The sequence below is a fragment of the Thalassotalea insulae genome (assembly GCF_030161395.1).
In the GTDB taxonomy this organism is placed as follows: Bacteria; Pseudomonadota; Gammaproteobacteria; order Enterobacterales; family Alteromonadaceae; genus Thalassotalea_E; species Thalassotalea_E insulae.
This window is the reverse complement of sequence record NZ_BSST01000001.1, coordinates 3,059,250-3,073,004: the sequence shown is the minus strand read 5'-3', so window position 1 is coordinate 3,073,004 and position 13,755 is coordinate 3,059,250. Positions and strand designations below refer to the sequence as shown.

Annotated in this window: 13 protein-coding genes; 1 reads left to right on the top strand and 12 read right to left on the bottom strand. The window is 41.0% G+C overall.

Annotated features, from left to right (window positions below; translation table 11 throughout):
* Positions 1-53: 53 nt before the first annotated feature.
* From QQK06_RS13920 to relA, 5 genes are all read right to left on the bottom strand, one after another.
* Positions 54-590, bottom strand: a complete 537-nt coding sequence (locus tag QQK06_RS13920; RefSeq protein WP_284245340.1) for a VOC family protein — start codon at positions 588-590, stop codon at positions 54-56.
* 228 nt (positions 591-818) lie between these two features.
* Positions 819-2,006 carry an iron-containing alcohol dehydrogenase gene (locus QQK06_RS13915; protein WP_284245339.1) on the bottom strand — a complete coding sequence of 396 codons (1,188 nt, stop codon included), beginning with the start codon at positions 2,004-2,006 and terminating at the stop codon, positions 819-821.
* A 109-nt stretch (positions 2,007-2,115) separates the two neighbouring features.
* A complete protein-coding gene (locus tag QQK06_RS13910; protein ID WP_284245338.1) occupies positions 2,116-2,913 on the bottom strand; it encodes an enoyl-CoA hydratase-related protein in 798 nt (265 codons plus the stop codon).
* Between the two features lies 1 nt (position 2,914).
* A complete protein-coding gene (gene mazG, locus QQK06_RS13905) occupies positions 2,915-3,724 on the bottom strand; it encodes a nucleoside triphosphate pyrophosphohydrolase (RefSeq protein WP_284245337.1) in 810 nt (269 codons plus the stop codon).
* Between the two features lie 40 nt (positions 3,725-3,764).
* On the bottom strand, positions 3,765-5,960 hold the full coding sequence (gene relA, locus QQK06_RS13900) for a GTP diphosphokinase (RefSeq protein WP_284245336.1): 2,196 nt from the start codon (positions 5,958-5,960) through the stop codon (positions 3,765-3,767).
* Between the two features lie 160 nt (positions 5,961-6,120).
* Here relA and barA point away from each other — a divergent pair, with 160 nt between their 5' ends.
* A complete protein-coding gene (gene barA, locus QQK06_RS13895; RefSeq protein ID WP_284245335.1) occupies positions 6,121-8,979 on the top strand; it encodes a two-component sensor histidine kinase BarA in 2,859 nt (952 codons plus the stop codon).
* Positions 8,980-8,985: 6 nt separating this feature from the next.
* On the opposite strand, the gene QQK06_RS13890 is transcribed toward barA, so the two are convergent.
* From QQK06_RS13890 to lepB, 7 genes are all read right to left on the bottom strand, one after another.
* A complete protein-coding gene (locus QQK06_RS13890; RefSeq protein WP_284245334.1) occupies positions 8,986-9,231 on the bottom strand; it encodes a hypothetical protein in 246 nt (81 codons plus the stop codon).
* A gap of 116 nt (positions 9,232-9,347) precedes the next feature.
* The gene (acpS, locus tag QQK06_RS13885; RefSeq protein WP_284245333.1) at positions 9,348-9,728 is read right to left on the bottom strand and encodes a holo-ACP synthase; all 381 of its coding nucleotides are present in this window, start codon (positions 9,726-9,728) and stop codon (positions 9,348-9,350) included.
* A gap of 6 nt (positions 9,729-9,734) precedes the next feature.
* Positions 9,735-10,466 carry a pyridoxine 5'-phosphate synthase gene (gene pdxJ, locus QQK06_RS13880; RefSeq protein ID WP_284245332.1) on the bottom strand — a complete coding sequence of 244 codons (732 nt, stop codon included), beginning with the start codon at positions 10,464-10,466 and terminating at the stop codon, positions 9,735-9,737.
* 10 nt (positions 10,467-10,476) lie between these two features.
* Positions 10,477-11,157 (bottom strand): DNA repair protein RecO, encoded by a 681-nt coding sequence (gene recO / locus QQK06_RS13875; protein ID WP_284245331.1) that lies wholly within the window; start codon positions 11,155-11,157, stop codon positions 10,477-10,479.
* Positions 11,158-11,191: 34 nt separating this feature from the next.
* A complete protein-coding gene (gene era / locus QQK06_RS13870; RefSeq protein ID WP_284245330.1) occupies positions 11,192-12,097 on the bottom strand; it encodes a GTPase Era in 906 nt (301 codons plus the stop codon).
* Positions 12,094-12,831 carry a ribonuclease III gene (gene rnc / locus QQK06_RS13865; protein ID WP_284245329.1) on the bottom strand — a complete coding sequence of 246 codons (738 nt, stop codon included), beginning with the start codon at positions 12,829-12,831 and terminating at the stop codon, positions 12,094-12,096. Before rnc ends, era begins: the two co-directional genes overlap by 4 nt.
* A gap of 1 nt (position 12,832) precedes the next feature.
* Positions 12,833-13,753 carry a signal peptidase I gene (lepB, locus tag QQK06_RS13860; protein WP_284245328.1) on the bottom strand — a complete coding sequence of 307 codons (921 nt, stop codon included), beginning with the start codon at positions 13,751-13,753 and terminating at the stop codon, positions 12,833-12,835.
* Between the last annotated feature and the right edge of the window lie 2 nt (positions 13,754-13,755).

Here is a 13,755-nt window from a genome sequence, read left to right as displayed (position 1 = left end):
AGATTTTTGGGATGCCCATTTATCTGGCAAGTATTCTAAAAAGCTATGATGTTTTAATTAATTTCATGATAAAAATCATCGAAATGTTTTCCTTCCAGCACACATACCTTCTGTAATGAATATCGGTAAAATTTTACATTGGTATGGTCTGGAAACGTTATAAAGTACGGCTGACAAAATTCACTTTGCTCTTGTTGTCCCGAAAACTTATCACAATGCAATCTCCCAAACTCTGCAAAAGTTGCTCCTATAACAATCCCTAAATGTTCCAAGCCCATTTTATAGACGCATTGATGAACTGGTGGAATAAGTTCTATCAAAGAAGTTGTAGCCTTTTGAGATAACTGTAATGGCTCTTTTAAAAGAAGCTTTGATATCGGTCTGCCATTCCAAGTATTTTCAACATTAGCTGAACATATGGTTTCAAGTTTCTTGCGGACAACCAAGTATTCAGCAAGCGTCTCAGTACGAAAAGCCAAATGACTGACCGCTAAACCTTCTATATCAATACCAAGTTTTTGTAACCGTTGGGCCTGTAATGTATAAAATTCTTTATAGTCACCAAGTATTGCAATAGCTTTCTGATTCATGAAAATCCTTAGTTCCTTGGCCAGTTAGCCAGCCAACATTGATATTTTCTTTATAATAGCGTGTTTATCTATCAACCGATGTAAAGCTTGCGCACTATAACTTATTTACTATTTATAATACTTAGCAATAGAGCAAGATAAATACCATAACATTGCTCTCCTAGGAGCAATAATTTAACTATTCGAGAGTTGTTTTAACTTACTATATGGGGGGGTAACCAACTTAATTTACGGGAGCAGTTTTTCTAGTATTATTCGGCATTGGTTAACCGACATGACTTTAGGCACCGGATAATCACAATACGCTTCTTTAATTGCCCGTTGCGCGATATCATCAATATCCTCGGCCTTAAGTTCTTGGAAAGTTTCAGGAATGTTAAGTTGCTTAGCCAGTGATGTTACTTTTTCAACAAATGCCATTGCCGCTTGCTTGCTATCATCTGTTTTATTAGCAAGTCCTGTTTGATAAGCAATGTCCGCATACGCCGGATATGCCTTGTCGAAAGAAAAATCAAGTACATGAGTTAATACAACGGCATTTGCCAGCCCATGAGGTATATGGTAAATAGCCCCTAACTGATGGGCAATGGCATGCACATAGCCGACAGAAGTTCGAGTAAAAGCAAGTCCTGCATAGTAGCTAGCTAACGCCATTTCACTACGCGCTTTAACATTATTTCCTTGAGTAAAAGCAAGTGGTAAATATTCAAATATTCGTTTGATCGCGCCAACACTATAATCTTTCGTTAAGCTATTACTATGGCGACCAATATAAGACTCAATCGCATGAGTAAGAGCATCAATACCGGTATGTGCGGTGATATATGCTGGCAAACCGAGCATTAATAACGGATCTAAAATTGCTATTTTTGGCACCAAACAAGGATCGACGACAGTAAATTTTTTTTGTTGCTCTTTATCACTTATCACCGCGACTAAGGTACCTTCAGAACCAGTGCCTGCGGTAGTTGGCACCGCAATAAAAAGCGGCAATGGCTTACGTATTTTAAATAAACCAGCTAATGCTTTAATCGGTTTATTTTTCACGACACTGGCAGCAATTGCCTTAGCACAATCAATCACGGAACCACCACCAAGCGCAATCACACTATCACATTGCTGCTCTTGATAACATTGCGCTCCCTGAGCCACAGTTTCTATTGAGGGATCTGGTGTGACATCATCAAAAATATAAAACTCAATCGCCGCATGCGCTACTATTTCACTTAACTGCGAAGTGAAACCAAGCCTAGACAATTCTTTATCACTAACAATCAGCACTTTTTTCCGGTTAGCCTGTTGAAGTGCATCGGTGACCGCAGATAATTGACCTTCACCGGATATCAGTTGAGGAAAAGGAATAGTGATCAGCTGATTAAGATAGCGGCGAATAGCAATGACAAGATGATGTAACACAGCAGGCCTTTCTTATTTTTATTAGTAAAGTCCCATTAAACTGTGAACACCTTTTTTTGTCAACTGGTCAAACCAATAAGAAATAACTTACTTATACGACTTAAATTAACTACTTCGCTAATTTATCAAGCATTTGATTAACCGCCGTTAAATGTTCTGGATTGTTATGACACATGCCCTGAAATACAGCACAGATATCCAAAAAGTCCGGTAATTGCGTACGCTGTGCTATCTTCATTAAACGTTTAGTTAATCTTAATGATGCGGTTGGCTTTGATGCCATTTCAGTCGCTAACGTTAAGCAATGTTGTTGTAATAGCTCTGGCTCTACGACTTCCAATACCACACCAAGTTTCAGTGCTTCATCTGCATCTATCACCCGCCCGGTAAAAGTTAATGCCGCTGCTTGTTGATAACCAATATTGCGCTGCATAAACCAGGCACCACCATCACCGGGGATCAAGCCAAGATTAGCAAAAGTCTCACCAAATTTAGCCTTTGTTGAAGCTATCCTCAGATCACACATATTAGCGACATCAAACCCCGCCCCTATCGCAGGGCCATTAACCGCAGCAATCACAGGTACTTCACATTGATGTAACGCCAGCGGAATTCGTTGAATACCCAGTCGATATCTGTATGCTAACTCAGCAACATCGCCTGAAAAATCTCCGCTACGCTGCGCCATATCTTTAATATTACCGCCAGCCGAAAATGCCGAACCCTCGCCGGTAATAATCAACACCGCAATATCTTGCTTTTTATTGATCCAGTTGACCGTTTTAACTATATCATCGGTAATCGCGGTACCGGTTAAGGCATTACGTACATCATGACGATTAAAAGTTAACCTGGCTATTTGCTTGTCTAGCTCTAATAAGCAATCACTCAGTACCGGGATATCCATCTTAGTATTCCTCTTTCTTCGCTACTTGCCAGTATGCTTCCAATTCATCTAGCGTGTGCTCTGTAAAAGCTTTGTTAGCGGCAGATACTTGTTGTTCTACTTGCTGAAAACGTTTAGTAAACTTAGTATTTGCCTGACGTAATAGCTGTTCAGGATCTTGTTTTGCGTGACGACACAAATTCACCACGGCAAACATCAAATCGCCTAACTCTTCTGCCAATGCTTGTGGATTATCGTGCAATTCATGTTCAACTTCTGTCACTTCTTCCTGCACTTTCGCAAAAACATCATCGATAGAGTGCCAATCAAAGCCAACATGCGCACATCGTTTTTGTATTTTTGCTGCTCGGGAGAGCGCCGGTAAACTATTCGGAATATCTGCCAAAATACTAAGCGGCTGGTCATTATTTTTTGCCTGACGCTCTTTTGCTTTTTCATTTTCCCAGTTAGCTTTGATTTCAGCATCTGTTGCTAATGACTTATCAGCAAACACATGCGGGTGCCGGCGAATCAACTTTTCACAAACCGCAGCAACCACAGAATCAAAATCAAACTCTTGCCGCTCTTGTCCAAGCTGACTATAAAAAATTACCTGAAATAATAAATCACCTAATTCTTTTTCTAACTCACTAAAGTCTCCAGAACTCAACGCCTGTTCAATTGCATCCGCGACTTCATATGCTTCTTCTATGGTATGAGGCACAATAGTGGCGAAATCTTGTTTTAAATCCCACGGGCAACCGATAGCAGGATCACGAAGCTGAGCCATGATCCAGCGTAACTTCTCAATAGAAGGTTTATCATTTAACATCTTATTTTCACTTTAATTTTTACAGTCTAAGGTCACAAATTTAGCTACGCTTAACTTCAACAACATCATCAAGTTGCTGTAATTTGGCGATTAAACGGGTAAGCATATCGTTATTGGCTATTTCGATTTTCAGTGACATCACCACAGTTTGTCTACCAGGATCACAGTGACTTTCCATACCAAAAATACTCACCCTTTCATTCGCCACTATAGTGGATACATCACGAACTAAGCCCTGACGGTCAACCGCGAGAATTTGAATCGACACTCGATAGCCTTGATTACCTTGCTCCCCCCACTGCACTTCCACTTCCCGTTCAGGGTGTTGATGCAGCGAATGGCCCAATTGTTCGCAATCGCGCCGATGAACGGATATTCCCCGTCCTTGAGTAATAAAGCCGAGAATGTCATCACCAGGGACTGGATGGCAGCATTTCGCCATATGTGTCAATAAGTTACCTACACCTGAGACAGTAATACCATTATTATCAACGGCGGTTTTATGTTGTGAACTGGGAGATTTCACCAAGCTTTGAGGATCGATATCACTTGGCGGTTTGGTTTTATCATCCAATAGCTGCAGATAATTGACGACTTGCTGTAATCTTGCATTACCCGAACCAATAGCGGCATATAAATCGTCAATATTATTAACATTATAACGCGCTGTAGCGGCCAATAAATCGACTTTTTCTAGTGAGAGCTTAGCCAGCTCTTGCTCTAATTGCTCTTTTCCAAGCGTAATATGTTTATCTCTGTCCAGCTGTTTAAAAAAGTGCTGAACTTTCGCTCGCGCTCGTGGCGTATGAATATAATGTAAATTGGGATTAAGCCAGTCCCGACTCGGATTCGGCGTTTTAGTCGTCAAAATCTCGACCTGATCGCCAGTTTGCAATTTATAGGTAAAAGGTACAATTCGACCAAATACTTTCGCACCGATACAACAGTGGCCGACATTGGAATGGATATAGTAAGCAAAATCCAGCGGGGTCGCACCGCTCGGTAAATCGATGACATCACCATTAGGGGTAAAGACATAAATACGGTCTTCAAATACCTGACTACGTAACTCATCGACAATCTCGCCGCTTTCACTGACATCTTCCTGCCATTGTAAAATTTTGCGCAGCCAGCTAATTTTTTCGTCAAAGCCACTGGTCTTACCGTGCGCAGAGCCTTCTTTATAGCGCCAATGAGCAGCGACCCCTAGCTCAGCATCTTCATGCATTTGTTTAGTTCTGATTTGAATTTCAACCGTCTTGCCCTCAGGCCCAACCACCACAGTATGAATCGATTGATAGCCATTAGCTTTAGGCGTGGCGACATAATCATCGAACTCATTTGCTAAATGCTTCCAACTGGTATGTACTATGCCTAATGCGCCGTAGCAATCTTGTAGTTTATCAACAACAATGCGCACTGCCCTGACATCAAATAACTGCTCAAAATCCAGCGATTTTTGCTGCATTTTTTTCCAAATACTATAAATATGTTTAGGTCGGCCATAGACTTCACCACTGATATTAGCGGCATCTAGTTGCTTCGATAAGTTGTCTACGAAATCAACCATGTACTGTTCGCGGTCCAAACGTTTTTCGTCCAATTGCTTAGCGATACTTTTATAAACATCTGGATGAAGATAACGAAACGCGATATCTTCCAGCTCCCATTTTAGCTGACCAATACCAAGACGATTAGCAAGCGGCGCGTAAATATTGCTGGTTTCTTTTGCCGCCAGTACCCGGGTTTCTTCATCGGCATTTTTCACTATCCGCAAATAGCATAAGCGTTCGGCCAGTTTGATCACCACTGAACGAACATCCTCCACCATAGCCAATAGCATACGACGGATATTATCTACCTGATTTTCTGAGACTTTGCTACGCTGGCCTTGCTGTAAGGTTTTAATAGCATCCATCTGACCCACTCCCTGGCACAGTAATAAGATGTCTTTAGAATATTTCTCTTCAACATCTTCCAGTGTCAGGTGCTGATACTCAATTAACGGAATTAAAAATGCCGCAGCCAGTGAATCTTTATCAAGATTTAAACTCGCTAGAATTTCAACCATCTCTAGCGATTTGGTCTGACACTCCTGCTCAATCTCAAAGTCAGCTTCTGCTGACTGCCAGATTTGCTCTAGTAGCTGCCGTTTGCTCTCGTCAATTTCCAATGTCTTAAGCCAATGAGCAAAACTTGTCTGTGTCATTTGGTGAGATTTTCGAACCGAAACCATTAACTTCCCTAAGATTCATTAACTCTAACGTCTCTATCTTCACTAAATCGCCTACTATTATTTCTGTGTTTGCGACTAAATAATGAAATTAGAATTTGCTTGTGCGATGATAAACAAGAATATAATACTATATCTCTGCAATAAAGAGTGCTGATAATTAATGCATAAATTAAGTCTAAAAGACTGGGTCATATTAGTAACCGTTGTACCAACGATCATTATAGGTTTAGCTATCGCCGGCTATTTTTCCTACAATCGTTACGTTGAACTGGATAATTATTTAATTGAACGCTCAACCAGTATTATAGAACCTTTAGCCATAGTCAGCACAGAAGCTATCGTTAATAAAGACCGAGAAAAGCTCCGAGCATTAATTGGTTTTGCTCACCGCAGTCAATCATCCATCATCAAAAGCATTACAGTATTTACCAAAGATAATCAGGTTTTTGTCACCAGTGCCTATCATGGTGATACCGAATTAATGCGTATTCAACCAGGAGAGCAGATCCCACTCACCACACAAACCAATATCAATGATGATTACATGATATTTCGCGCGCCGATCATCAATGAAAAAAGTGATGCTACTATCATCAGCAGCAATAGTGTGACTCAGGCGACAGTTGGCTATATAGCGATGCAAATAGATCGCAATAAAGTAAAATTTGATCAACAAAATCAAATTCTAATGGCATTTAGTATTGCACTTCTCGGAGCGTTAATTAGTAGCATATTTTCCTTTCGGCTAATCACAAATGTTACCAGACCGGTCAGCTCTATGGTGCAAGCGGTGGATCGAATACGGGAAGGAAAACTCGACAGCCGGGTCAGTGGTCAGTTAATTGGCGAGCTCAATTTCTTGAAAAATGGCGTCAATGCCATGGCCCAGTCTCTTGGTGATTATCAGGATGAAATGCAACGCAGCATAGATCAAGCAACGTTAGATTTAAGGGAAAGCCTGGAGCAATTTGAAATTCAAAACGTTGAACTCGATATTGCCAAGCGCAAAGCCCAAGAAGCCAACAAAGTTAAATCTGAATTTTTGGCCAATATGAGTCATGAACTTCGTACCCCATTAAATGGTGTGATCGGCTTTACCCGCCAAGTATTAAAAACTCCGCTTACTGATACCCAACGCGATTACCTGCAAACAATAGAAAGATCTGCTGGTAACTTGTTAGCCATTATCAATGACATTCTCGACTTCTCAAAATTAGACGCCGGTAAAATGATCATCGAAAAACTGCCGTTTTCAATTCGCGAAACAGTAGAAGAAACCATCACCTTACTGGCCCCAAGTGCTCACAAGAAAAATATTGAATTATCACTACGTGTTGCCCGTCAGCTGCCTGATTTCCTGATCGGGGACGCAATGCGCATTAAACAGGTACTAATTAACTTAGCCGGCAATGCAATAAAATTTACCGATAAAGGCTCAGTCAATATAGATATCGATTGTGAGCGTATCGACAGACACGCTGCGATATTAAAAGTAACGGTTAATGATACCGGTATTGGCATGAACAACGAACAACAAGCCAGTATCTTTGAAGCATTTGGACAGGCAGATAAAAGCGTTACCCGTTTGTATGGCGGTACCGGTTTAGGGCTGGTTATTTCGCAACGCTTAGTCAGTGAAATGAATGGTGATATTGGCTTTATCAGCGACGAGAAAAGTGGTTCAACCTTCTGGTTTACCTTTCAATGTGAGATTAACCCGATCCCACATGATATCTCGATAGAGCCAACGAACCTACAAGGCAAAAATATTCTTTATTTTGAACCTCATACCCATAGCAGAATCTCGGTTAATGAAATTCTGGAAAACTGGCAAATGCAAGTCACTTCTGCCGTTAGTCTAGAGCAGGTATCTAATGCCTTAGTTAACGGTCAACATTATGAATTTGCGTTAATAAGTCACGATATCACACCAACGGCACTAAATGAGTTGAAAAAGCTATTGCGTTCACTCAATAAGCAAGTGAGCAATATTCACGTAGCAATCAACAGTAATTCCCCAAACTTACAGGAAGCCTTGATTGCTGCTGGTGCCCGCAGCTGTTTAAGTAAACCACTGACCGCCGACAAATTAGCCAAAGCGTTTGAGCCACAACAATTTAATTTTGCAGACTCATTAAATAATGTGCTAACGACTAAAGTACCGATAAAGGTTCTGGCAGTAGATGACAATGAAGCTAATTTAAAATTAATCCATGCCCTGTTGAGTGAGCAAGTAGAAGAAGTACTGACTGCAACCAATGGCCAGCAAGCCCTGGACATTTGTCAAAATGAGAAATTTGCTCTGATATTTATGGACATACAAATGCCGGTGATGGACGGTATTTCGGCACTAAAACATATTAAAACGCACACTTTTAATCATGATACACCAATCATTGCCGTTACCGCACATGCCTTAAGCGAAGAAAAAGACAAGCTGCTTAATGACGGCTTTGACTCTTATATGACTAAGCCAATTGATGAAAGTATGCTACGTCACATTATTTATGAATATTGTGATTTAGAGTTGTTAAGTAACCAAGTATCAAATGCCAATGCTTATCTCAATAACACTAGCGACAGCACTAAAAAAGAAGAACAACTCAGTTGCGATCAAAACTATTATATCGAATTACTAAATGACTCAACAGTTATTAACTGGCCGCTGGCATTAAAACGGGGGGGCAACAGACCAACGTTAGCAAAAGACATGTTAGGTGGTTTAATCGAAAGCTTGCCAGATACTAAGCTATCGATTTCTGAGGCATTGACTTCACAAGATCTAGGTCAACTTAAAGCGCTGATCCATAAACTTAATGGCGCCTGTTGCTACACAGGGGTACCAGATTTAAGCCATATTACTCATGTGATAGAAACCGAATTAAAAAAAGAAAATACGATAGATGACCTTGAGCCAGAGTTTTTTGAATTTTTTGAGCATATCGAACAAGTATTGAATTTTTCAGACACAGCGTTTCAGGAGATTGACCACTTACTGGTGAAGCTACAGGAAAGTTAAACGTACTTAGCGAATGTTAATATCTGGCGAAGTATTTATATCACCGTCTTCTGAGATAACAGCTACGCCACCATTACAGAGTAAAACGGCCAAACTTTTACCATTTTCATGACGAACAAACGCCAGCTCATAGCCAAACTTACCTAGGCTACTCGCTGAAAATTTCTGTGCCAATGAGAGTTTTGACCACCAAATCGACTGTTCTGGTGCTTCATGTCGTCTCTCAACAATCGGCTGTTTTTGTGACTGCATAACACACCACTGATTAAATTTTAGACAAACCTATAAGTAAGTATAGAATAATCCAAACAATAGCGCATAATTAATTTTGCAAATAGTAAGTGTGACCGTCACTATGTAAATATATTTTAACTCGATATGACGACAAAGGCAGTGGCGTAGGCTTTTTCATCTGAGAGTGAAATATGCCAACTTTCCCCATGTAAAGCTTGCGCTTTTGCTAACGCTTCATCGGTTAACACTAACACGGGCTGGCCAGTTGCTAATGATTGAATTTCGATGTGCTGAAAGGAAACTCCGGCAGCTATCCCTGTGCCAAGCGCTTTTGCGGTGGCTTCTTTACCAGCCCAACGTTTGGCTAAATAGGGAATTGGTGATTTTAACTGCTGAAAATGCTTTAGTTCAGCGGGTGTTAACACCCGCACAGCCAGTTTGGCTAGCGCCGCTTCCGACATTTTTTCCAGGCGCGATATTTCAATGATATCTGTGCCAATCCCTACCACTGACATACCAAGCTACCTTCTTGCTTCTAACATCAGTTGTTTCATATCACGTACCGCTTTTTCTAAACCATCAATTGCTGCACGAGCAATAATCGCGTGGCCAATGTTTAACTCAATAATTTCAGGAATAGCGGCGATCGCTTTAACATTAAAATAATGTAAGCCATGACCGGCATTTACTTTTAAGCCTTGCTGATGTGCATAGCGAATACCATCGGTTAAACGGACAAGTTCCGCCTGTTGCTCAGCTTCAGTTTCAGCATCGGCATAATGCCCGGTGTGAATTTCAATATACGGTGCTTTTGTTGCAACTGCGGCATCAATTTGCGCTTTGTCTGCATCAATAAACAGACTGGTTTCAACCCCCGCTGCCGATAACCTTGCCACCGCTTGCGTTATTTTATCTAACTGGCCGGCAACATCTAATCCACCTTCCGTGGTCAGTTCTTCACGCTTTTCCGGTACTAAACAACAAAAAGTTGGCTTAACTTCACAGGCGATATCAAGCATTTCATCCGTTACCGCCATTTCTAAATTCATTCTGGTTTGCAGGGTTTCACTCATTACCCACACATCTCGATCTTGAATATGTCGGCGGTCTTCGCGTAAGTGAATAGTAATACCGTCAGCGCCAGCATGCTCAGCAACTGCTGCTGCATGAGCCGGGTCAGGATAAGTTGTACCTCGCGCCTGGCGTAAGGTTGCAATATGATCAACGTTAACGCCTAATAGAATTTCACTCATAAGATTTTCTCTAGTTCCGTTTAAATAATTTACGACTATTTAATGGCTTGCCGTCAAGCAGATACTCAAACACCTGACGCATTAATAATTTATAGGTTGTTCTAACTGCTTTATCAGCGAGTTGTTGTTCAGCAATTTGTAACAAATGTATTTTAGGCAACTTAACGGCAATATTTTCTGCTGCTGGTACTAAACCTTGCTCAGGTAGATAATGGTAATATGGATGATCTTGCTCAAACAACACTGAATAATCAATAGTTAGTCCTAGTTCATCTAATAAGACACTTTCAAATTCACGTAGAATTGACTCAAGCGGTGCCCGTTCGCTTAACCGAACTAAACTTAATTGATACTGTTGATACAAAACTTCTACCGGAACATTTTCTCCCAACAGCCGCACTTGTAACTCATTTAAATAAAAACCGCTATATAAATGCTCACCGGTCAATAAATACGATTTGCTCTGGCTCTCTATCCGGGTTAATGTTTTCAGCGCGCCTTGGCCTTTAAGCACTATTTGTAACGGGATAAAAGGCTGTAATAATGCCTTTTTGCTAGATTTAACAGAAGTGCCAATATATGCGAGTGCTGACACTTTTCCTTGCTGCTGAGTTAAAAACTCAACAATGACCTTATTATCGCGATAAGGCCTCGAATGTAATAAAAAAGCATTCTGTTCCAGCTCGTTCATTCATTTATCTTTTAACTGACTAGGGTTAGTCAAATTAGCCAGAGTAATCATCGCCATAGCCCAAACTGCGCAACGCGCGCTCGTCATCAGCCCAGCCAGATTTAACCTTGACCCAGCTTTCTAGAAACACTTGCTGGCCAAACAGTTCCTGCATATCACGTCTTGCTTCTTGACCGATAGTTTTTAATCGTTCGCCTTTATTGCCAATCACCATACGTTTCTGACTGTTACGCTCAACAAGGATCAAGGCATTAATATGTAATATCCCTTTGTCATCCACTTTAAATTGTTCTATTTCAACAGTAGTAGAGTATGGCAGTTCATCTCCGGTAAAGCGCATTAACTTTTCACGGATAATTTCTGATGCCATAAAGCGGCTGGAACGATCGGTAATATAGTCTTCAGGAAACCAAAAGTCCCCTTCAGGTAATGCAGAGAGGCACATGGTTCTAATTTTATCGACATTATCCCCTTTACTGGCTGAGATCGGCACGATATCAGTAAAGTTATATTTTTCACCTAAACTTTGCAAATGAGGCAATAACTCTTCTTTATCCTGCACATTGTCTACTTTATTAATCACCAGTATACAGGGAGCACCACTTTGCTTAACCTTAGTTAATACCAGTTCATCATCCACGGTCCAGTGGGTGCCTTCCACCAAAAACAGCACCATTTCCACTTCAGCAATGGAACTACTGGCAGCACGATTCATTAAGCGGTTAATCGCGCGTTTTTCTTCACTATGCAGCCCTGGAGTGTCCACTAACACCGCCTGATGATGAGCTTCAGTCAAAATACCTAAAATGCGATGACGCGTGGTTTGTGGTTTACGTGAGGTAATACTAATTTTTTGCCCGAGTAAACTGTTAAGTAGCGTTGATTTACCGACATTTGGACGGCCAACTATGGCGATTAATCCACAATGATTTTGGCTCATGCTTTATTACCTTTTTGTTTAATACTAGCTTTTGCTTTGCTACTGCTTTGGTTTGCCATAATAATATCTAACACTTTACTGGCAGCAGCCTGCTCAGCTTTACGTCTGCTTGAGCCTTTAGTGATCACTTCAGTGTCTATTTCACTGGTGGTGCATTTAACAGTAAATTCCTGATTATGAGATTGCCCACTAGTGGCTATCACCTCATACAAAGGTAAAGGAATTTTTCTGCCCTGCAAATATTCCTGTAAACGAGTCTTTGGGTCTTTCTGTTCTAGCCCTGGTTTTATAGTATTTAGCCGCTGCGCAAACCAAGTTAAGATCAACTTTTTGCACGTCTCAATATCTGAGTCTAAAAAGATCGCACCAATTATCGCTTCCACCGCATCTTCTAATATGGAATCGCGTCGGTGACCACCACTTTTTAACTCTCCCGGACCTAAGATCAGATACTCACCTAAGCCGAAATTTCGCGCGATTTCTGCCAGCGTCACCCCTTTAACTAAACTAGAGCGCATACGTGTCAGATCACCTTCATTTTCTCGCGGAAACTTTTCAAACAAGGCTTGTGCGATAACAAAACCTAAAATAGAGTCTCCTAAGAACTCTAATCGTTCGTTATGCGCTCCCTTGGCACTACGATGAGTTAACGCCTGTAATAATAATTCAGGAGCATTAAATTGATAGCCAAGCTTTTTTGATAACTGTTGTAACGCCAGTTCACGGTTATTCATACTAATTAATGCTGCCTATACGACCAAAGCGCACACCGGTTGGCACCCAATGTGGTAAAACACTACTTTCATCACGGTCAAAATCGAAACTCATCCAAATGAATACCGCTTCACCAACAAGGTTTTCTTCCGGAACAAAGCCCCAGAAACGACCATCTAAACTGTTATCACGGTTATCACCCATAACGAAATAGTGCCCCTGTGGCACAACAAATTCATCCCGCTGCGTGCCAGCCTGTTTATAATAATGAGGCGTGCGCGGCAATATTTGATTATTGACTAAGATATCATGAGTTTTATTTGGCATTGCCGATGAATAACGAGTTAATTCAATACCACCGTCGCTATAATCGCCGTTACTAACAAAGGTTTGTTCAACCTGCTTGAATTCCTGACAATCACTATGAGTATCAGTGCAAGCAGGTTTAATATAAAGTGATTTATTACGATAGATAATACGATCGCCCGGTAAGCCAATGACACGTTTAATGTAATCAATTTTCGTGTCTAACGGGTACTTAAACACCACGACATCACCACGCTCTGGCAAACCAATTTCAACAAATTTATTGCGAGCCACTGGATCACGTAAACCGTAATTAAACTTATTCACTAAAATGAAATCGCCATCGAGCAAAGTTGGCATCATAGAACCAGAAGGTATTTGAAACGGTTCCCACAAGAATGAACGCAAGATCAAGACAAATGCGATCACCGGGAAAATTTGTACTGAGGTATCCACCAAACCTGATGGCTCTGCGAGTTTCGCCTGCGCTTCCTCCGATAAGGTTTCTTTACATTGCGCTTGAGCATCCGCCAGTTTTAACCGGCGCTGAGGCGCTAAATAAAACTTATCCGCAAGCCAAACCAGTCCCGTGATTAAGGTTAATACCACTAAAAAAATTGAAAAATAAACAGCCATGA